This is a genomic window from Spartinivicinus ruber, assembly GCF_011009015.1.
Lineage (GTDB): Bacteria > Pseudomonadota > Gammaproteobacteria > Pseudomonadales > Zooshikellaceae > Spartinivicinus > Spartinivicinus ruber.
In genome coordinates this window covers 32,069-49,738 of sequence record NZ_CP048880.1, presented here as the reverse complement: position 1 = coordinate 49,738, position 17,670 = coordinate 32,069, and the positions used below count along the sequence as shown (strand labels likewise).

Genomic DNA, 17,670 nt, shown 5'->3' with positions numbered 1-17,670 from the left:
CTAACTTACCCTGTTCAAACCACACCCCCAACCATCGCCCGCATTTTAGCCAATGCATCCCGCCCATTAGTCAAATGCCCTAACCCTGCCTGTTTAATCTGCTCCTTCTGTCGTGCATCATGATAGGCCTGATTCCTCTCTGCCGCCGTTTTCTGCACTTCCCCCGGCAAAGCCTTTGGCACATTCGAAAGCGGCTCACCAGCCATCACACGCCGTGTAATGATCTCGTAGTTACGCTCAAACAACGGCAGTATCCGCTTTTCCTCCATGGTCTTGAGTTCAAACCATCCTGTTGCCTTAGCTGCTTCGTATACTGCTTCATGCGACCAGCTAGCCCCAGTTGGGTTATGGCTATGGCTGCAAGCTTCCCGGTAGGCTATTTCAACCTCTGGCAGCCCAAAGTCTTCGGGTTGCGGCTTGCAGTACTTAACGAACTCCCCAGGCGTTGGCACATATGCGCTGCCTAGCTCGCGCACCTTAGCCATGCCAATATTAATTTGCTGGTCTGAGCTGATACCTTGCTCGATAAACGTTTTAACCCATTGCAGTTTGGCTGCCTTGATCTTGTCATCATCTGAAAACGTGTAAGCCCATGCGGTGCAGCAGCCTGCAAGCTCTTTGAAAAGCCCGTTAAAAAGAGTGGAAGTTGAGTTTTAAAAATAAACATCAAGTAAAGTATAAATTAATAATCATATAACCTCTGCACTATAAATATGTATCAGAGGTTGTAGTTAATATTTGCAAGCATATTTAAACTTGGCAACAGAACTAGTTGTTGAGTGTTAACTGAATATTAACATTGTTTCTCTTGTGGAAAGTTATAATTAATCTGACTGGTTTTTTTAAAATTATTATAAATAATTAAGGGAATAATTATGTATATGTTCAGTATTTTTCGCAAAGAATGTGCCTTCATGTTAGGCATGTTACTATGCTTAACTATTGTCCAAGTTACGGCTCAAGAGGCTAACCGTGGTATCACCCCAAGTATACTGATGGAGGCTAACCATGGTATCGCCCCAAGTATACTGAGTGACAAGCCATGCAAGCTCGACCCAAATGTTACTGTTGCGCTTCGAACGTCCTGTACCGACGACTGTGATGAAAACTGTGGTGGGTCATGTGTAAATGAGTGCTATGCCTCTTGTGACTGTGGCAACTGTCCATTAGGGCAAGGTGTTTGCTGTGGTTTCCCAGCGACTGGATGCAGTAGTTGGTCATGCCCTTAACGAATAGAATAATAGTGAACACATGGGGAGTGGATCAAACCTGTGTTCATCAAATGTTTCGCCCAAATTCATAGCGATTAATATAAAGACCTATAACAATGTCATGCATTTGGTTCTGTTGCAAAAATTCTGTTAATTCGAAAAGTACTTTTCCTTGGGCACAATTATCCTGTTAATGCATAAAATTTTTCATCTGGTGATAAATTGCCACGATAGTGTTTTTTCATTTGCCATTTTTTAATCATATGAATCAATTCAATACCCGCTAAGGTTTTCTGCGCTGAATGAAAATTATAAAACTCCATCGCCGGTCGGGTAACCTGCTTCATACCACGATGATCTTGCTTAGCTGCATTCCTGAAGGCTGGCGGTAAGATACAAGAAGTTCCACCCGGAACTAGTGGGCTACCAAGTATCAAGGACGTTAAGCGGTCTTATCAGGTGAGTATTAGAGGGTTTCTTTCTTAGTTGGTAGTTGTTGCCACCTTTTTTGAAAGCTTTCTCTTTCTACCTGGCCATACGTACATACTAGAAAGACTCCTTCATCGATTCTGAATTGTGAATATGCTCTACAAGAGTAAGTATCTGGTCCATTAAGTCATTAATTTGGTTTATTGTTAGATTAATTATATTTCCTTCCTTATCTTTTCCATTCCTATGTACTAGGTCATGCCGTATATGCATAGCCTCTTTAAGAGGGCCTGCTTTTTCTTTAAACTCTATTTCGAGAACTTCTTTAAACAATGCTTGGACCATTGGTATGTTGTGCCAAAGTATGCGAGAAAGGTCTTGTTTGACCTTGTTTTTTAATTTTTCTTGCTTTTCAAAAATTATAGATAAACTAATTTTTTCAGTCTTATAAGGCTTATAGCTTTCTATAAATCGACGGAAGTAATATTCATCATTTTCAACTTTTGAAGTGAATACCTCAAAAAGGTAAGCTTCTAATGAAGTTACAAGGTTCACATAGGCCATTTTGAGTAATAGCTCTTTGCTAGCTGCATCAGTATTGATATTCAACAAGTTTTGTAGATTTTTTATAAACACCTGAAAGTCAAGATAGGGATTTGAAAGGCTTCCAATATCTTCAAAGAAGTAAGGGTCATCGTAGTAATCAGGTTTTTTGTAATCTCGCCCAGACCACTCTATGCAGTCTTCTTCTACTTCTGCAACAAGAAACTCTATTAATTTGTCATCCACACTTCCACCAAACTTGCTACCCAGCTCATCCGCTGCATCATACGGTCCACCATATATATACTGATACCCACCTTCTTTTGATATATAAGGACAGCTATGAACTGGGTTTTCATAGTTTTCAAAAAACCATGACCTCATTTCTTCTAGTTGTTTTTCTTGCTCTTCAGTTAAATCATCAATGTCGAGGGTATAATCATCCATAACTAGTTACCGTATTTTTGGTTGCTTCTTAAAAAAAGCTAAATATAGTGTATGAGGCTTCGCCGACTAAGCATAGCCTACATACAGCTAATAGCGTCTTGTTTGATAGCTATTTTCATTAAGAAGATATAGGCCGGAGTTAGCCAGCCTTAGAGGCTAAGCTGTAGCCACGATGTTCTGACCGTCGATACTAGCAAGCTGCATTGGAGATTGAATGGGCCGCAACCCATATCTTTCGGTTAGTATCTTTGAGGTTAATCCTGCATTACTGACAACATCTTTCCAAGTTCGGAAATCAAGCAGGTCAATAGCTCTTTGTATTAAACTCGGGTATTCCTGAGGCACAAGCTCATCGAATTTTTCAGTTTTTGTTTGCCCATGTCGAGCAAGTGTAGTAAATCCAGTTCTAGCTTGATCGTTGGTGATAATGCCTAGTGTCTTTGCTCGATAGATGATTGCTTTTAAGCTAACTTTCCATCTAACTTTGCAATCTCCAAGAGCATCCCAATTCAGCCTAGACCCTCTCATACGTGGAAACTCTGCGGGAAAACTAGTTCTAGGCATTAATAAGGCACTAGCAAATTGGTTAGCTTGGTCTTCTGTTCTCTTACAGCCAGTTTCAACGCCGTTATGCATCACCAAGTGACCTATTTCATGTGCAATATCAAACCTTAACCTACATGGGCTTTCCTTTGCTGTATTTCTGATAATCATAGGGCGCTTGTTGTGTATCGAGAATGCATCAACTCTATCGTCTGCCCCGGAAATATTCGCGACTACAATACCCAGGTTTTCTGCTAGTTTTACTGTGTCTGAAATCGGGCCAATGCCTAAATCAAATTCTCTTCTAAAAAGCTCTGCTGCTTTTTCAATATTTTCTACCTTTGAGTAGTCTAGCCCAAAGTCTGGAATTATATCGGCTGGTAGCTCAACCTCTTCTTCAATCTTATTAACTAAGCTATCAAACACTTCAGCACGAGCCATGATCATATTTTTTAGCGCCTGAGTGCTAGACCTAACACTTCTGAAGTGACACATACTCGGCTCTATAGGAAAGGTTCTATGTTGAAAAAAGAATGAGGGAGCAACCATATAAAGGTTAGCAAATTGCTCTATTTGACTATCAGATGGGTAGCTACTTCCCGTCTCTAATTTATGCACATACTGTCGTGATACATCAATTACGCTTCCAGCTTCCTCTAACGACATCCCTGTCGCAAGTCTTGCAAGCTTTAGTTTATCGCCAATAAATATCTTTCCAAAAAGGTCATTCGTCGTCATTGTCTTTTTCTTTGCGCTTCCGCTTAGTGCGTTTCAGCGGCTTATCTTCAATGAGCTTAGGCTCTGGTAAATCAACTGGATTGACTATAGGCCCACCTGCTCTATCTGAATGCCACTCGCACAGCATGTCATAATTTTCAGTATAACCAATAAAGCTAACTACTAACTTATCTAACTCATTTTCTGGTTTGTTAATGAAAATCCACCAGTAAGTGACCTTTTCGATTGGGTCTTCGAGTTTTAATGTAAGTTGTCCAGGAGCTTGCTTATTTAGCCCCTTAAATCTGTGTTGCTTTTGAGGGTTTTGGTAATCATCTTGAACTACTTCTATAGGTGTGTCGCCAACTTTGATAACATAATCATTAGTAGTTCTTGCCATGTTTATCCATTCAATCTCAGGATCATCACCCAAGTTTTCAAACTTCTTTTTTACTCTTCCAAAAACATTTGTTCCTTGAGTGTATGGGGTATCATTCTCAGTGGAGCAGTCGTTTTGGCTTTCACCTACAACACTAATAATCTCGTTTGCAATAAACTCCAATCTTTCTTGAGTTAGGTCTTTCGAGTAGGTCTCTAATTGGTGCGGCATTTATACTTTATTTCCTTTTAGTTTGCAAAATTTAAAATACGTCAACCATTGTCTTGCATATTTTGAATTCTGTCAACTAATTGTGTAAAATTCATTCAAGTATAAATTACAAGCAGTACATCACGCCGCCCCCTTTAACATATCCCGCATACGACTAATTGCGTCTTTCCCATTTAACCCACTCAACCCAGCTTTCTCCACCTTCTTAGCCAACTCCCTAGCGTGGTACTCGTCGTTTTTCTCGGCTAATGTCTTATGCCTTCCTGGTAACGCCTTATGTATCACCAGCTCTTCACCGCTCATCACTTTTCTACAAGCTACCTCGTAGTTTCTTTTGAAAACCGGGTAAATCTCCTGCTCTGGTCGTCTTCTCAGCTCATACCACCCGGTAGCCTGTCCTGCTGCAAATACGGCGTCATGCGTCCATTGTGCCTGGCTTGGTACTTGTGCATTTCTGCAAGCCTCATAGTAGGCCGTGTGGCTCATCGGTAGCCCAAAGTCTTCAGGGTCAGGCTTACACCAACTGATGAATTGCCCGCAGCTTGGAAAGTAGGGTGAAGGGTCTTTACGCACCTTACGCAACCCAGCTTTAACTTGCTCTATCTGAGTCACCTTGTTTTCGATAAACGCTTTAGTCCATTCGCGCTTGGCCTGGCCTTCTGAGCCGTCCTCAGTAAATGAATATTTCCAAGCAGGCTTAGCCCCCTTGATGTAATCAAAAACCTTGTCGATGATCTGCTTAGCTTCCTCGCCTATGCTCAGCTTGGGTTGTTCTGGTGCTGCCTGGTGTTGGTGAGCAGCGCTAAAGCTCATCTGAGTAATTACCTGGTTTCCTTGCTTCATGGCTTACCACCCTAAGTCCGTATTCCAGTTGGTTTGTGTTGTTGTTTGTTGTGCTTGCATCGGTACGACAAGACCACGCTCGTTAGCGAATTTCTGAGCGTTGCGCATCCAGTTTCGCCAGGCTGAGGCCCAGCACTTGAACGTTGAGCCCTTGGCACGGTGGTAATCCAAAAACTTCTCTGTCTCGATCACCAGGTCAACCTGAATAGATTTTTCACTCGCCCACTGGATCAACTCAGCTGTAACCGGGAAGTCTTCAGGGGCTGCCGTGGCTCGTTTTTTGGTCGAACGGGGTTTAGGTTTAACCTGCTCAGTTTTTGGGCTGGTTTCCCCAGCAGGGGGACTACAGGGGGTAATATTGTTTGTTGTATGTATTATTGTATTTTGTAGGTGGCAGGTTTCTGCTACTTTTTTTAGCGGTTTTTCGCTAGTATGTTGGCTGTTTTCCGCTAATGAATTACCCGAATTACTAGCAGTTTTCTGCTTATTTTGTGGCACTTTTCTGCTAGTTTTAGCTACTGGTTTTTTAAGCTCCCATTCAGAAACGTTTAAATTAACACCAATAGATTTGCCATCAGCTACAAGAATGTTTCTTGATTTCAATACACGCAAGTCAGCGTATATGTGTGAAATATCACCATCATAATCAATTAGCTCGGCTATCTGCTGAGGGGCTAACCAATCAAAGTCACGATTAAAGCCTATCGTTTTACGAATCACAGCGTTAAGTATATTGTGTTGTCTGCTGCTTAGTTTTACTTTGCAGGAAGCCTCTAATAGCTCGTTGGTTATCATTACAAAACCTTTTTTTCCTTCTGGCTGAGCAGTCGGAAAAGTTACTATATTTGCGTCTTGTTGCTGGTACATACTAAAAACTCTTTTACTTTGATGCCTTGCAGTTACCGCCGTTCTAGGTCATTAAGCGAGTACATCAACCTACCCTGATGCCTGCTTGTTTACTGGCCTGGCGGACCTCTAATCTAAAATCTGCAATAAACTTGTTGTTATTTTGAACAACTGGGCGCATACTCGGCTAGTTCCGTTGATGGGGTTGCCGCCAAGCCTTTTTCATCCTCACAGGCGTTAATAGTCTTGCTGGCAATCCTATTAGCCCACCATCCACATAGATTAATTAACAAGCAAATCAGCATATCTATATAACGTAAACATTGTTGAAAAATTGATCATTTTTTAGCATTCTGTTTGTGGTTGATAGGGGTATCGCTGGGCCGCTTACGTCCTGCCAGATAGAAAAGCTTTACAGCCATACCCCTATTAGCCGCCACTTCATATGGCCTTAGCCCATTGGCGACAGTCTTTGCTAAAAACCCCAGGAAACTTATTTTCTAAATACTCAATAGCGCCCAGCGTCGTACCGACTGACTCGGCTAACTCTCTGTAGGTGTTCTTGATCTGCTCTATGGTTGGATTTGAGCCAAGCTGAAACACGGCTATCTGAGCCTCTGAGTTCTCTTTAGTGATGGATGCCGCCACCTGGTTAATGCAGCCCCCACCCCCTGACTTTGGTTCATTTCCTTGCTTAACACCGATATACACATCGCTACCGGCGTACACTTCATTGAGGTAAGCAATCTTTAAATCATTGGGCATAGCCGCAACTATGGCGGGCTCAAGGTGTAGTAGTTTCTCGATAGATGGCGGTTGTTCTTCGTAGTATCCAAGCCACCTAAACAGCTTTTGACTGTTAACCCGCATTGCATTTATACAGTCTTCATCGTTAGTGGTCTTAAACTTGATAGATTCATCGGTTAGAATCTGGTCAAGATTTAAGTTAAAGAATGCGGTTACTACTTTATCTGTTAGAATCGCCCGATTTAACTTAGGTAAACTTAACCAGCGGTTGACGTATTTTTGGATTAGGCAAAACCTAGACTGTGATTGTGCGTTCATTTTTTCTCAATCCTTTGTTGTTAGTGTTTTGCAGGCTTAAGCCATCGGCTTTGAGTGCACCATTTGTGATGACTTGAAGTTGGTAAGCTCTAGAGTTAGGCACTGTGTTGCCCCACTTGCTAATAGCAGAGGGAGAAACACCGATAGCCTTAGCTAATTTAACCTTATTTCCAAAATGGTTTATCGCTTGAGTAATGTTCATTGAAGCACCCTTAATGTGAGTTTTGTATAATTTAATAATTTTACTTTACTCAAGTCAACAGGTTTGAGAGTAATTGATGAGTGATTCTTTAGGCGGGCGAATTCTTAAGAAAAGAAAAGAGTTAAAAATTACACAAAAGGAATTAGCCGAATATATTGGTATATCTCATGGCGCTGTATCCCGCTGGGAAAAAAACGAGACTACCCCAAAAGGCAAAAACCTAGACTTGCTTTCGGAAAAGCTAGAGTGCTCTATAGAATGGATTCTTTACGGAAAAAATAAGGTGGGTAGCTCTAATAGTTCTGCTTCTAAAGCTTATAAAAAGATACCCTTATTAGATAGTGAGCAGCTATTAAACCCTGACTCAGAGCTATCCGAATGGTGGCAAACTGGCGCAAATGTAGGGCCGAACTCCTATGCATTTAGGTTACGAAGCAGCTCTATGTTTCCAAGCACTGGCAATGTTGTTCTTCCAGAAAGCTCAATTGCAATAGTAAACCCTGATGAGAAAGCCCGACCTCAAGACTTTGTACTAGTACATATCAAGGATGCACTAGACGCAGTTATAAGGCAGTTAGTAGTTGAAGGACCTGATTACTATCTAATACCTGTGAACTCAACATATAAATCCATTGAGGTTACTGAAGACTGTAAAATATTAGGCGTAGTAAACCGAATTGAAATCGATTTTTAGGTGGTATTTTTCCACCACTCTGGTTTTTTGTGAGGCTCGCATTTACATATATCCTTAATTATTGAAGCTAAATCAAAAGTATTTAAACCATCAATGTGCTCATGCAAGCTTTGATCAATGTTATTTCTTAGGTTGTCTAGAACAAAATCTATGCCATGAATTCGTGCTAATTTTGCTGCTGGGACAAAATCGCTGTCACCTGCAATAAGAACAATTTGATCTACCAATTTTTCATAAGATAGGGTGGCAATATCAAGCCCAAGCTTAATATCTACACCTTTTTGTCTTATTTCAAAATAGAAGTCACCATTAGTAATATCTTCAAACCTTCTTTTCTTGTTAATTAAGTCGTCCGTTGCATAACTAGTTAGTTTCCACCCCTTACTTTTGTCATGCTTGACATTTCCAAGACGTACAGCGTACTTCCTTTGTTTTTTTAGATGGCTAAATAGCTCACGTCTTATGATCGACTGTTTGTCGGTTTTATAATCCTTCACTGGGCGCCGCCCATTGTTGTCTGCTATGGGATAGTGAAGCTTTTGCTCCAATGGCATGGCATCATAATAAAAGACGCGATAAAGATATCTGTATATATTGCCATTGCTCTTAAGGTGTTTTGTAACGACCTTGTCTAAGCAGGCTAATATTTCTTCAGAAGTGAGTGTTTCTATATTAGGAAAGTACGTTCTTTTGTAGTAGAAAAGTCGCTTTAAGAAAAATGATCCATCAACGAGAATAGCAGTTCTTATATCCATTAGTAACAGCTAGTTAATTTTTAAGCTACAAACAAAAAAGCCCAAGGGTCTGGCTTAACCGTTAACAAATTAGGTATAAGCTTAGCCTTGGGCGCTTAGTATCTTTATAGCCAAGACTGTCAGCAAAATCAAGAATTAGTTAATTAATGACTTCTTAATTTAGATTTTATGAACGATATTCCTATGATAAATTCCACTCGGTTCATAAATAAGCAATATAGGAAAAAGTTAAATGAAATGGTGTTCAATATTTATACTATTGTTTTTGTCGGGGTGTACTTACGTAGTTGAGCAAACAAGGCTAAGCACTCCTATGCAAGTAAAAGAGTTTAACTCAATTGCTTCTAAGTACTATACAAGACCAACTTTTGCAGCTCTAAATAAAAAATCAAATGGAAGTTATAGTCTTATAGTGCAAGTAGACACATACAAGTCGAGCCCCTCTGGATTAAGAAGCTTAATTGGCTTCGGACAGGATCATGCTAACCAATATATTACTTATATTGATAAATATCTTAAGTGGGAAAAGCTAGCAAGATCACGTAAAGATCAATTTGAAAAGAAAATAGGCAGTGCATCTGATAGTACAGGATTAGTTGACTTAACTTTTAGCTTTTACAGTGGTAATCAATACAACCACCTTCTAGAAATTGCTACTTGTAACCTTATGTGCACTGATGAAAGCTCACACCATTATTATGATGTGGCAAACGCAAAGCATCTTAGAAGCTTATTAGTAAGGCTAAGGGATGGAAAGATAAAGAGTACAAATATAAACCAAATCTATAACTAAACACCTTAAGTAAAAGGCCTGTATCAAGCAGGCCTTTTTTTATCTTGAAATTATACTTTACTCACACTTGACATAAAAATGTGAGTAAAGTTAAATAAGCCCCACACCAACGACGCAAACCAACCAAGGAGCTAAGACTATGTTGTGTGGGAATACTGCCGCTTTAAATAACTACGAAATTGAACAACACAGATTAGAAAGCCAGCCAGCATTTTCAGATAGCGCTGAGATTGCCAGAGAGTTAATGAAAGGTGGGACGTACAGCAACAGCGGCCAAACTTGGTCAATGGACGATGTAGTAGACCAAATGCTGGAGTGCGGGAACCTCAGAGATATTTTAAAAAGCTTGGCTTTAAATATCGAAAACCCGTTAAAGCAAACCAAAACAGTTGAAAGATTAAACCGCTTAATTCAAGAGTACGCCATTTGTGTGGCTGAAGAGTTGGAGGTTTAATCAATGGCAATGAAGGTTAAGCCCGAAGAACTCAAGCAGCACGACAATTACATTATTCGAGTTAAAGCCAGCATCCCGGGTTATTCCGGGCTGCAAGGCCGCGTGAAGTTTCTAGCAGATCGACGACTAGGCATTGGCGGCAGTGATGTTGCCGCAATACTTGGGGTGCACCCATACAAAACGGCACTCGAAGTATGGGCAGAGAAAACCGGAAAGGTTGAGCCGAAAGACTTAAGCAATATTGAGGCTGTGCATTTCGGTATCGAGCTAGAAGAAGTCGTGGCAAAAGAGTACATGCGCCGTACATTACGCGAAGTACGACAAGTTAATAAGACCATGATTTGTAAGGCTCAGCCGTGGTTAGTCGGTAATTTAGATAGGCGTGTAGTGGGGCTAAAACGAGTACTTGAGTTAAAAACGGCTGATAAATCTGTTGTGCAATATGGCAAGCAGTGGGGCGACGGCAACGTCTACAGCATAGACGAGCAGGGCAATGTTATGGCCGTCATTCTATGCGATGAAGTACCCGACACATACCTACTGCAGTGCTTGCACTACATGATTGTCACTGGCTGGAAAGTGGCAGATTTAGCGGTTTTGATCGGCGGCAATCAGTACCGGGATTACACCATTAAGTTTAATGAGCAGTTAGCGAGTGTTGTATGCCAGCGTTTAAAAGAATTCTGGTTTAACAATGTGATTGCGGATATAGCGCCAGAACCACAAAACACCACTGATCTAGATATGTTGCACGCCCAAGATAACGGCGAACCCATCGAAGCAACCGAGGAAGTTTTAGAACTGGTTCAGCGCACCAAACAAGTAAAACAACAAATTAAATCACTCAAAGACGAGCTAGAAAGCAATAGCTTTGAAATTAAGCAGTTTATGGGCGAGTACTCAGTATTAACCAGCAACAGAAAAAAGCTTTGTAGTTGGAAAGCTCAGAGAACCAGACGAATTGATACCACTGCATTAAAAGAAAACGAGCCGTTATTAGCCGCAGAATATACGAAAACTGTGGAAAGCAGGGTGTTTAGGGCTTAACTACGCTCTCTACAGCTATAAATCAGAGAGCACGGCAAGCCTTTTGACTGAGGAATTAATTATGAATGAAATAGCAGCAAATACAACAGTTACACCAATTAAAACTAATGCAAAACAAGATATTTTTTCACTAGCACCGCGTAATCTACAAGAAGCGATGCAATACGCTGACTTGATAGCTAAAAGTTCGTTAGTGCCTAAGTCTTTTCAGGGGCGAGCCGGTGACGTACTGGTTGCTGTTCAAATGGGCGCAGAGCTAGGGCTACCACCAACGCAAGCATTACAAAATATTGCGGTAATTAATGGTCGTCCGTCTCTATGGGGGGATGCCGTGTTAGCCGTCTGCAAGGGTTCTCCTCTGTGTGAATACGTGCGTGAGCGCTGGGATGATCAAACCAAAACAGCAACCTGTATTGCCAAACGTCGCGGCGATGATGAGGAAGTTATCAGAACGTTCAGCTTTGAGGATGCTAAAAGAGCCGCACTACTAGGCAAACAAGGGCCTTGGAGCCAATACCCGCAACGTATGGCTGCTATGCGTGCTCGATCATGGGCAGTTAGGGATGCTTTCCCAGATTTACTAAGGGGTATCGCTGTACGTGAAGAGCAGATAGACGCTGTTGAGAAGGATGTAACGCCACCTAAGTCAGTAAAACTGCAAGACAGAGCTAGTCAGTTGTTGGGCAAGCTGCAAGAGCCTAACCAGGCTGAAACTGACCTACAAAACATCTTAACGGCGATAGATTCATGTGTAGAGTTAAGCGAGCTAGACGAAGTGGTAAGTGCAGCAGCAAACTTGCCGGAAGAGCTGAAAGGTCAGGCTAGGCAAGCTTACGGGGCTAAGGCTAGTGAATTAAAAAATAATTAATTTTAAATATAGGGTCAATTTTTATGGGTTTTGGAAGGTTAGGGAGTTTGTGGAAACAGTCCACCCATTAAACTTAAGTACATTATAAAGCCGAATGAAGCAAACAAAACCCCAGTAGTTGCAAAGCAAACAAAGAATGATTTTGAAATATTGAGTAGAGATAAAGATTCGTTGCTAATTTTTCCTAAATATTTTACGGAAATTATGAATATAAACAAGGCTACTATGGTGACTAATAATCCTAATAAAAAAATTAATTCTTGATTCATTAAAATAACAGCTCACATAACAAAGTCCGATTGCAGTATAAAGATTGATCAGATGCAAGTCAAACGTTTGTTCAAATATTGCTTGATGTACCATTAATAAAGGTCTGCAGAGGAATGAGTGACTATCAGGAGTACCGATGACGAAGGCAAGAAGCAGACGAAAAACTACAGAAAATAATCAAGAAATACCAAGCAGGTTACAAAGGTGTTCATGTGTAAAAAGGGGAGGAAGTTTTTATTTATAGAAAAAAATGTTTAGCACCAACGGCCAGATGGTAAAAAGAAGATAACTGCTAAGATAACTATTAAACTTAAAATAGAAATAGCTACTAATACTTCAACTATAAAAAATAAAACAACTTTTCTGGATGGCTTGATATATTTTCTAGAACAAATAAATTGAGTAATAAAGGCTGATATTGCTGACGATATTAAAATAAATCCTGCAATATATGTTGCACTAGTAATTATAAACATGAGCTATAAGGCTTATCTAACTAAAACCAGTATATTTTAATGACTCAAAGGATAATTGTCAAACAATTGTTTGAAATTGGGTCAATGCCAGGTATGAAAAGGGCTGAAGCGGAGTGAATGACTATCAGGAATACCGACGACGAAGGCAAGAAGCAGACGAAAAGCTACAGAAAATAATCGAAAAATACCAAGCAAAACATTCAATAAAATCAAGAATATTATTTTTTCTCGAATTAATTTACCACAAATTAGCGAGAGAACCGGCAGGTTATTAGCTATGGAACTAGAAAATACTATTTCAGTTGAACGAATAAATAGAAATAAACAGTTGTGGTTAGATAGGGTAGGTAGTCGGTTAGTCATGATCGTCACCCAGGACAACCAATTCGTAAGCCCTCATGATACGGGGTTTACAAGGAATATCGATTACGGCGGCAACTTCACATTAGACACAGCCTTGAGAATTTGCGAGTTAAAAAATAAAGAAAATTTATTCTGTTTTTTCGTAGGAAAAGAATTAGAGGAATTTATTAAAGCGGACAACCCTTTCGAATATTGGAGTAAAAATTAATGATTAAATGCCCATATTGCAGCAGAGAAGCAAGGCTAGTAACCGGCAATGTAATCTACCCGCACAAGCCAGAACTAAGCAGTAAGTATTTCTGGCAGTGTGCGCCATGTGACGCCTATGTTGGCTGTCATGCGCGCAACTTGAAGTATGGTAATGACGGCACCGTGCCACTCGGAAGGCTTGCAAATAGGGAGCTGAGGAAGGCTAAGAGCTTGGCGCATGTGTACTTTGACAAGATTTGGCAGAAGGGCCACGCCTCGCGAGAAATGGCTTACCACTGGTTAGCGGCCAAGATGCAGATAAGCCGCGAAGAGTGCCATATAGGGCTGTTTGATGTTGAGCAGTGTTTTAGAGCAATAGAGCTGAGCAGGGAGTTTTTAGAGGGGGGTAGGGTGTGAAAGCATGGGAATGTTATTGTGATTCTTTAGAGTCGTCTTACGTTGTGTTCGCCAACACCGAAGCAGAAGCGAGAGAAATAGCTATAGCCAAGCAAGATAATGACGAATACTACATCGATGTAAAAAGAGTTATCAGGTTTGACAAATTTTACCCCCAGGTACCCCCAAAAGTATTGATAGAAGAAGAACATTGGTGGTGGAGATGTAGTAACTGCTCTCAAATGCTGGGCAATGATATAGATGACGATGATTTAGATATGAATGACGTTGTCTATGGTGATGATGAGCTGGTTTTTTGTAATTCAGGCTGTCAGGCAGAGTATGACAAAAAACTAGAAAGGATGGGCATCAAATGAAGTTTGAAACATCAATCAAAGCCATAGAGCGCGAGATAAGTAGGCTTGAAAAGAAGAACCAGGCAATACAGAGTAATATTGATGAATACTTCGACTATAGCAGTTTGGAAAAAAATCTAATGAATAAGTCATTTAGACAAGGAGAATTAGAGTCAGCCATAAGGTGGCATGAAACCAAATTAAAAAAACTATCACCCAAACTACTACAGGAGCACAAAGCAGAGCTGGTAGAGGTTAAAAAGGAAATGGCCAGAATCCGCAAGGTTTGGCATCTAGATATAACTAAGGAGTCAGACAAGCAATTTAAAATTAAAGATCAAATAAAAGAGTTACAGAGCGAACTATTTCATTTGCAGATAATTTCTAGCCGATAACACCACCAAAATAACAATATTTTTAAACGCTCTGGACAGAGCAACGGGCTTGTTTTGTCTGGAGTTTGAGCAGAGAGGTTAAATTATGAACGAAGTAACAAAGGTTAAAGCAAGCATTAAGGGCATTATTGATGCAATATTTCATAGTATTGATAAGGAAAACACCCTAATTTACGAAAGTGCTAAAGATAGTAAATTTTTAAAGCAAGCAGTATTGGCGGCAAAGGAAGGAAGCGTAGAAGACTTTTATAACAGTCTTATTTTTCCTATAGAAAGGTTTACGGAAGGGCTGCTTAATTATGAAGTATCCCCAGATGACAGAACACACTTTTTGTTTATGAATTCCCGGTTTATTGAAAGCCATTTTCAGCAGGTTATTAGAATGAAAGAGGGCTCAGCTTGCTGTACTGACAAGTCAATCAGCATTATGTTAGCGCTATCTAGGTGGCTGCTAAAGGATGTGAGGATAGAGTTTGATTACAACGCAGAGTATACCTATCACCTACCCAAGACAGTATTCACCACTCATGAAGATATAGAAGAATTCTTTATGGCTTTATACCGCCTGCACTACGGGAATAGCAAGGATTTTATAGAGCTGATGAATACGAGGTATACAAAATAGTTAAATATGGCCTGCGTTTAGCGGGTCATACATTGGTAAAAAATAATATGGTCGACCTGGTTGTAATTTTCAGTAAAACTACATCATATTCTTTTAGTAAATTTATTAAGTAAATATTTACTTTAAATGACAATTGCATTGAGGCAGCTAATGAGAAAACCAAGATTATTTATTGCATCTTCAGTAGAAAGCTTGGATGTAGCAGAAGCTGTCAATGTGAACCTTGACCATGACCTTGAAGTAACTATTTGGAAAAATGGAACATTTAGGCTTTCATCTTCGACTATTGACGACTTAGTGAAAAAATCATCAACGGTTGATTTTGCCCTTTTTATATTTACTCCTGACGATATTGCAACCATTAGAGATGCTCAGGAGCATGTTGTAAGAGACAATGTTTTGTTTGAGCTTGGGTTATTTATTGGTGCTATAGGCAAAGAAAGGTCTTTTATATTGAAGCCTCGCAATGTTGAAATGCACTTACCTACCGACTTGTTAGGCATTACAGCAGCGGACTATGAGGCAAACCGGTCTGATGGTGACCTGACTTCAGCAACGAATAGAGCATGCTCATTAGTTAAATCAGAGGTATCTAGAATTGGCTTAATTAATCATGCAGCTCTATCTGAAACCAAAAGCTTAAACGCTAATCCTGCTAACTATCAGCTAACAGAATTGGATTTAGGTTTTTTGGCATCTTGCTTGAGGACTCGAACAGAATGGCCAGAAAGACTTTCTTATCATCAAATAGAAAATGACCTTAAGCATATGAATAGTCAATTGTTACCAATTTCAGCTATCAAGCTTGAAAGAATGGGTTTGATAGATAAGTGTGTATGTACAGATAACCAAAGTGGAGATGACTATTTTGGTTATGAAATTACCGAGTTAGGTGTTGATATAGTATTAAAGAACCAAGATCAATTACCTAAAAAAATTGAAGCTAAAACCAATAGTTATGATGAAGCATCTTTTTTATAAAAATATTGGCTGAGAAACTAAATGAAATAGTTATGGTAAAGATAACACTCCCTGCTCCTAAAAAAGATGCATTTCACTGCCCTACTTGTCATGTATATGCTAAACAACACTGGTTTGATATGACTGGTACTGGAAAACAATACAGAATGGAAAGCCACACATTCGAAAAATTCGAGATTACACGCTGCGAGAGGTGTAAAAGTCCTGCGATTTGGAAAAAATCACAAATGATATATCCAAATACTGGTGTAGCTGAGCCTGCTAATTCTGACTTACCTGATGACATTAAAGATGATTACGAAGAAGCTAGAGTAATAGCTGCGCAATCCCCTCGTGGAGCTGCAGCATTATTGAGACTGTCAATACAGAAACTTTGCGCTCATCTTGGCCAACCAGGAAAAAATATTAATGATGATATTAAAGCTCTAGTTGCTAAAGGCCTTCCCTCGCAGGTACAGCAGGCTTTAGATACAGTAAGGGTCATTGGTAATAATGCAGTCCATCCTGGCTCAATTGACTTAACAGATGATGTAGATACAGTTAACTCTCTCTTTAAGCTTGTTAATTTTATTGCAGAAAAAATGATCACTGACCCTAAAGAGATTGAAGCAATTTATAACAGTCTTCCTCAAAAAAACTTGGATTCAATTTCAAAGCGAGATGAAAAGAAATAGTTCCTTAAAGAATTATCTAATCTGTTCCAATTTGGAAAGCATCACCCACAGACTCAGGCAAGCCTGGCCGCTCTATTGTCTGAGCCTGCAGTGACTCATGAAGTAATGGCTGTAAAAGTGATTCAAAGCCCTGCGTATCTTGGATTGATGGGTTTAACCAGTTGTGCGCTATCTCTGGCTGATCGAGCGGAAGCATTAAAGGTAATGAGTTTTTGTGAATGGCTTTTAGTTTGGGATGACCAGGCAAAGTAATGATTGAAGCTGAAAAGCAGTGCTCACCTGTCTTAGAGTGTGTCCAAGTGCGATAGATACCACCGAATGCAATCATACCGCTGTCAGGTTTGAGCAGGTGATAGTAGCGCTTGCCTTTAGGTCCATCACCCTCTACAAAATGGCTTGCAGGGATGATGCAGCGGGTTTGCTTGAACGCTTTCTTAGTAACAGGGCTAGAAGTTAAGCGGCTAGATTTTGAATTAAACGTTGCGTATTTGGAGTTAGCTTTAAAGCCGGTTTCAGTCTCTTCTAACAATAGCCACCATATAGCGTCTCTGACTTGATAGCAGTCTTGTTGTGTAATGATTGATATGGTGTTGGTGGGCGCGAAAGCGTCTTTAAACCGTAGGTTAGGGGCGTCAAAATCGTTTAACCCTAACCGCTTTGTAAATTTGCACCAATTGAACGCTTCAGCTAGCCCAAATTGCCCGCACATTGCTTTATTCCTATTTGCCCACCTATTGCAGTATAACGGCTGTTAGAGCCTCACAAGGGGTATTTCAGCCCAGTCTGTCATGTAGTTAGGCGAAAGGTGTTGTCTAGCCATTTGCCAGCCTTGATTAGTTCCAGTACTGGCTAGAAACAGAGCTTTAGAGGGGGGGAGG

The 17,670-nt window shown here is 40.2% G+C and carries 25 protein-coding genes and 2 pseudogenes; 15 read left to right on the top strand and 12 right to left on the bottom strand.

Annotated elements, in window-relative coordinates:
• Positions 1-14: 14 nt before the first annotated feature.
• Positions 15-626, bottom strand: a pseudogene (locus tag G4Y78_RS29725) (replication protein P); the annotation flags it as partial.
• A gap of 249 nt (positions 627-875) precedes the next feature.
• On the opposite strand from G4Y78_RS29725, the gene G4Y78_RS29720 reads away from it, so the two are divergent.
• A complete protein-coding gene (locus tag G4Y78_RS29720; protein ID WP_163836847.1) occupies positions 876-1,229 on the top strand; it encodes a hypothetical protein in 354 nt (117 codons plus the stop codon).
• A 164-nt stretch (positions 1,230-1,393) separates the two neighbouring features.
• Here the strand turns inward: G4Y78_RS29720 and G4Y78_RS29715 are convergent, their stop codons facing one another.
• Positions 1,394-1,558, bottom strand: coding sequence for a hypothetical protein (locus G4Y78_RS29715; RefSeq protein WP_163836846.1), 165 nt, complete (start codon positions 1,556-1,558; stop codon positions 1,394-1,396).
• Between the two features lie 22 nt (positions 1,559-1,580).
• On the opposite strand from G4Y78_RS29715, the pseudogene G4Y78_RS31840 reads away from it, so the two are divergent.
• Positions 1,581-1,697: pseudogene (locus tag G4Y78_RS31840) on the top strand (hypothetical protein); the annotation flags it as partial.
• Between the two features lie 60 nt (positions 1,698-1,757).
• Here the strand turns inward: G4Y78_RS31840 and G4Y78_RS29710 are convergent.
• The 7 genes from G4Y78_RS29710 to G4Y78_RS29680 all read right to left on the bottom strand — a co-directional run bounded on the left by G4Y78_RS29710 (position 1,758) and on the right by G4Y78_RS29680 (position 7,456).
• Positions 1,758-2,630 carry a HEPN domain-containing protein gene (locus G4Y78_RS29710; protein WP_163836845.1) on the bottom strand — a complete coding sequence of 291 codons (873 nt, stop codon included), beginning with the start codon at positions 2,628-2,630 and terminating at the stop codon, positions 1,758-1,760.
• Between the two features lie 156 nt (positions 2,631-2,786).
• Positions 2,787-3,911 carry a helix-turn-helix domain-containing protein gene (locus G4Y78_RS29705; RefSeq protein ID WP_163836844.1) on the bottom strand — a complete coding sequence of 375 codons (1,125 nt, stop codon included), beginning with the start codon at positions 3,909-3,911 and terminating at the stop codon, positions 2,787-2,789.
• Positions 3,898-4,500: a hypothetical protein gene (locus G4Y78_RS29700; protein ID WP_163836843.1), complete on the bottom strand. Its 603-nt coding sequence runs from the start codon at positions 4,498-4,500 to the stop codon at positions 3,898-3,900. Before G4Y78_RS29700 ends, G4Y78_RS29705 begins: the two co-directional genes overlap by 14 nt.
• A 120-nt stretch (positions 4,501-4,620) precedes the next feature.
• On the bottom strand, positions 4,621-5,343 hold the full coding sequence (locus G4Y78_RS29695) for a replication protein P (RefSeq protein ID WP_163836842.1): 723 nt from the start codon (positions 5,341-5,343) through the stop codon (positions 4,621-4,623).
• Between the two features lie 3 nt (positions 5,344-5,346).
• Complete coding sequence (locus G4Y78_RS29690) at positions 5,347-6,210, bottom strand: replication protein (protein ID WP_163836841.1); 864 nt, start codon at positions 6,208-6,210, stop codon at positions 5,347-5,349.
• Positions 6,211-6,630: 420 nt separating this feature from the next.
• Positions 6,631-7,254: a toxin YdaT domain-containing protein gene (locus G4Y78_RS29685; RefSeq protein WP_163836840.1), complete on the bottom strand. Its 624-nt coding sequence runs from the start codon at positions 7,252-7,254 to the stop codon at positions 6,631-6,633.
• Positions 7,232-7,456: a Cro/CI family transcriptional regulator gene (locus tag G4Y78_RS29680; RefSeq protein WP_163836839.1), complete on the bottom strand. Its 225-nt coding sequence runs from the start codon at positions 7,454-7,456 to the stop codon at positions 7,232-7,234. Before G4Y78_RS29680 ends, G4Y78_RS29685 begins: the two co-directional genes overlap by 23 nt.
• Positions 7,457-7,532: 76 nt before the next feature.
• Here G4Y78_RS29680 and G4Y78_RS29675 point away from each other — a divergent pair, with 76 nt between their 5' ends.
• Entirely contained in the window at positions 7,533-8,150 is a 618-nt protein-coding gene (locus G4Y78_RS29675) for a helix-turn-helix domain-containing protein (RefSeq protein WP_163836838.1), read from the top strand.
• On the opposite strand, the gene G4Y78_RS29670 is transcribed toward G4Y78_RS29675, so the two are convergent.
• Entirely contained in the window at positions 8,147-8,905 is a 759-nt protein-coding gene (locus G4Y78_RS29670) for an NYN domain-containing protein (protein ID WP_163836837.1), read from the bottom strand. The genes G4Y78_RS29675 and G4Y78_RS29670 overlap by 4 nt on opposite strands.
• Positions 8,906-9,137: 232 nt before the next feature.
• Between G4Y78_RS29670 and G4Y78_RS29665 the strand changes: the two genes are divergently transcribed.
• From G4Y78_RS29665 to G4Y78_RS29610, 12 genes are all read left to right on the top strand, one after another.
• Positions 9,138-9,698: a hypothetical protein gene (locus G4Y78_RS29665; protein ID WP_222937786.1), complete on the top strand. Its 561-nt coding sequence runs from the start codon at positions 9,138-9,140 to the stop codon at positions 9,696-9,698.
• Positions 9,699-9,837: 139 nt separating this feature from the next.
• Positions 9,838-10,152 (top strand): hypothetical protein, encoded by a 315-nt coding sequence (locus G4Y78_RS29660; RefSeq protein WP_163836835.1) that lies wholly within the window; start codon positions 9,838-9,840, stop codon positions 10,150-10,152.
• 3 nt (positions 10,153-10,155) lie between these two features.
• Positions 10,156-11,199, top strand: a complete 1,044-nt coding sequence (locus G4Y78_RS29655) for a YqaJ viral recombinase family nuclease (RefSeq protein ID WP_163836834.1) — start codon at positions 10,156-10,158, stop codon at positions 11,197-11,199.
• A gap of 61 nt (positions 11,200-11,260) precedes the next feature.
• Entirely contained in the window at positions 11,261-12,067 is an 807-nt protein-coding gene (locus tag G4Y78_RS29650; protein ID WP_163836833.1) for a recombinase RecT, read from the top strand.
• 859 nt (positions 12,068-12,926) lie between these two features.
• Entirely contained in the window at positions 12,927-13,088 is a 162-nt protein-coding gene (locus G4Y78_RS29645) for a hypothetical protein (protein WP_163836832.1), read from the top strand.
• Positions 13,089-13,090: 2 nt separating this feature from the next.
• Positions 13,091-13,384: a hypothetical protein gene (locus G4Y78_RS29640; RefSeq protein WP_163836831.1), complete on the top strand. Its 294-nt coding sequence runs from the start codon at positions 13,091-13,093 to the stop codon at positions 13,382-13,384.
• The gene (locus G4Y78_RS29635) at positions 13,384-13,782 is read left to right on the top strand and encodes a zinc-finger-containing protein (RefSeq protein WP_163836830.1); all 399 of its coding nucleotides are present in this window, start codon (positions 13,384-13,386) and stop codon (positions 13,780-13,782) included. The genes G4Y78_RS29640 and G4Y78_RS29635 overlap by 1 nt, the downstream gene beginning before the upstream one ends.
• The gene (locus G4Y78_RS29630; RefSeq protein WP_163836829.1) at positions 13,779-14,138 is read left to right on the top strand and encodes a hypothetical protein; all 360 of its coding nucleotides are present in this window, start codon (positions 13,779-13,781) and stop codon (positions 14,136-14,138) included. The genes G4Y78_RS29635 and G4Y78_RS29630 overlap by 4 nt, the downstream gene beginning before the upstream one ends.
• On the top strand, positions 14,135-14,512 hold the full coding sequence (locus tag G4Y78_RS29625; RefSeq protein ID WP_163836828.1) for a hypothetical protein: 378 nt from the start codon (positions 14,135-14,137) through the stop codon (positions 14,510-14,512). The genes G4Y78_RS29630 and G4Y78_RS29625 overlap by 4 nt, the downstream gene beginning before the upstream one ends.
• Positions 14,513-14,597: 85 nt before the next feature.
• Positions 14,598-15,137, top strand: coding sequence for a hypothetical protein (locus G4Y78_RS29620; protein WP_163836827.1), 540 nt, complete (start codon positions 14,598-14,600; stop codon positions 15,135-15,137).
• Between the two features lie 150 nt (positions 15,138-15,287).
• Positions 15,288-16,118, top strand: a complete 831-nt coding sequence (locus G4Y78_RS29615; RefSeq protein WP_163836826.1) for a TIR domain-containing protein — start codon at positions 15,288-15,290, stop codon at positions 16,116-16,118.
• A 5-nt stretch (positions 16,119-16,123) separates the two neighbouring features.
• Complete coding sequence (locus tag G4Y78_RS29610; protein WP_230425793.1) at positions 16,124-16,792, top strand: DUF4145 domain-containing protein; 669 nt, start codon at positions 16,124-16,126, stop codon at positions 16,790-16,792.
• A gap of 16 nt (positions 16,793-16,808) precedes the next feature.
• On the opposite strand, the gene G4Y78_RS29605 is transcribed toward G4Y78_RS29610, so the two are convergent.
• Positions 16,809-17,501: an SOS response-associated peptidase family protein gene (locus tag G4Y78_RS29605; RefSeq protein ID WP_163836825.1), complete on the bottom strand. Its 693-nt coding sequence runs from the start codon at positions 17,499-17,501 to the stop codon at positions 16,809-16,811.
• Between the two features lie 42 nt (positions 17,502-17,543).
• A complete protein-coding gene (locus G4Y78_RS31835) occupies positions 17,544-17,651 on the bottom strand; it encodes a DUF4113 domain-containing protein (RefSeq protein ID WP_163836914.1) in 108 nt (35 codons plus the stop codon).
• Positions 17,652-17,670: the final 19 nt, after the last annotated feature.

What these genes read in the sequence shown, in the direction of transcription:
- G4Y78_RS29720 (WP_163836847.1), top strand. Translation starts at nt 876, where the DNA reads ATGTATATGTTCAGTATTTTTCGCAAAGAATGTGCCTTCATGTTAGGC.
- G4Y78_RS29690 (WP_163836841.1), bottom strand. Translation starts at nt 6,210, where the DNA reads ATGTACCAGCAACAAGACGCAAATATAGTAACTTTTCCGACTGCTCAG.
- G4Y78_RS29665 (WP_222937786.1), top strand. Translation starts at nt 9,138, where the DNA reads ATGAAATGGTGTTCAATATTTATACTATTGTTTTTGTCGGGGTGTACT.
- G4Y78_RS29655 (WP_163836834.1), top strand. Translation starts at nt 10,156, where the DNA reads ATGGCAATGAAGGTTAAGCCCGAAGAACTCAAGCAGCACGACAATTAC.
- G4Y78_RS29715 (WP_163836846.1), bottom strand. Translation starts at nt 1,558, where the DNA reads ATGAAGCAGGTTACCCGACCGGCGATGGAGTTTTATAATTTTCATTCA.
- G4Y78_RS29705 (WP_163836844.1), bottom strand. Translation starts at nt 3,911, where the DNA reads ATGACGACGAATGACCTTTTTGGAAAGATATTTATTGGCGATAAACTA.
- G4Y78_RS29640 (WP_163836831.1), top strand. Translation starts at nt 13,091, where the DNA reads ATGGAACTAGAAAATACTATTTCAGTTGAACGAATAAATAGAAATAAA.
- G4Y78_RS29685 (WP_163836840.1), bottom strand. Translation starts at nt 7,254, where the DNA reads ATGAACGCACAATCACAGTCTAGGTTTTGCCTAATCCAAAAATACGTC.
- G4Y78_RS29615 (WP_163836826.1), top strand. Translation starts at nt 15,288, where the DNA reads ATGAGAAAACCAAGATTATTTATTGCATCTTCAGTAGAAAGCTTGGAT.
- G4Y78_RS29650 (WP_163836833.1), top strand. Translation starts at nt 11,261, where the DNA reads ATGAATGAAATAGCAGCAAATACAACAGTTACACCAATTAAAACTAAT.
- G4Y78_RS29710 (WP_163836845.1), bottom strand. Translation starts at nt 2,630, where the DNA reads ATGGATGATTATACCCTCGACATTGATGATTTAACTGAAGAGCAAGAA.
- G4Y78_RS29680 (WP_163836839.1), bottom strand. Translation starts at nt 7,456, where the DNA reads ATGAACATTACTCAAGCGATAAACCATTTTGGAAATAAGGTTAAATTA.
- G4Y78_RS29670 (WP_163836837.1), bottom strand. Translation starts at nt 8,905, where the DNA reads ATGGATATAAGAACTGCTATTCTCGTTGATGGATCATTTTTCTTAAAG.
- G4Y78_RS29660 (WP_163836835.1), top strand. Translation starts at nt 9,838, where the DNA reads ATGTTGTGTGGGAATACTGCCGCTTTAAATAACTACGAAATTGAACAA.
- G4Y78_RS29625 (WP_163836828.1), top strand. Translation starts at nt 14,135, where the DNA reads ATGAAGTTTGAAACATCAATCAAAGCCATAGAGCGCGAGATAAGTAGG.
- G4Y78_RS29605 (WP_163836825.1), bottom strand. Translation starts at nt 17,501, where the DNA reads ATGTGCGGGCAATTTGGGCTAGCTGAAGCGTTCAATTGGTGCAAATTT.
- G4Y78_RS29695 (WP_163836842.1), bottom strand. Translation starts at nt 5,343, where the DNA reads ATGAAGCAAGGAAACCAGGTAATTACTCAGATGAGCTTTAGCGCTGCT.
- G4Y78_RS29620 (WP_163836827.1), top strand. Translation starts at nt 14,598, where the DNA reads ATGAACGAAGTAACAAAGGTTAAAGCAAGCATTAAGGGCATTATTGAT.
- G4Y78_RS29700 (WP_163836843.1), bottom strand. Translation starts at nt 4,500, where the DNA reads ATGCCGCACCAATTAGAGACCTACTCGAAAGACCTAACTCAAGAAAGA.
- G4Y78_RS29675 (WP_163836838.1), top strand. Translation starts at nt 7,533, where the DNA reads ATGAGTGATTCTTTAGGCGGGCGAATTCTTAAGAAAAGAAAAGAGTTA.
- G4Y78_RS29635 (WP_163836830.1), top strand. Translation starts at nt 13,384, where the DNA reads ATGATTAAATGCCCATATTGCAGCAGAGAAGCAAGGCTAGTAACCGGC.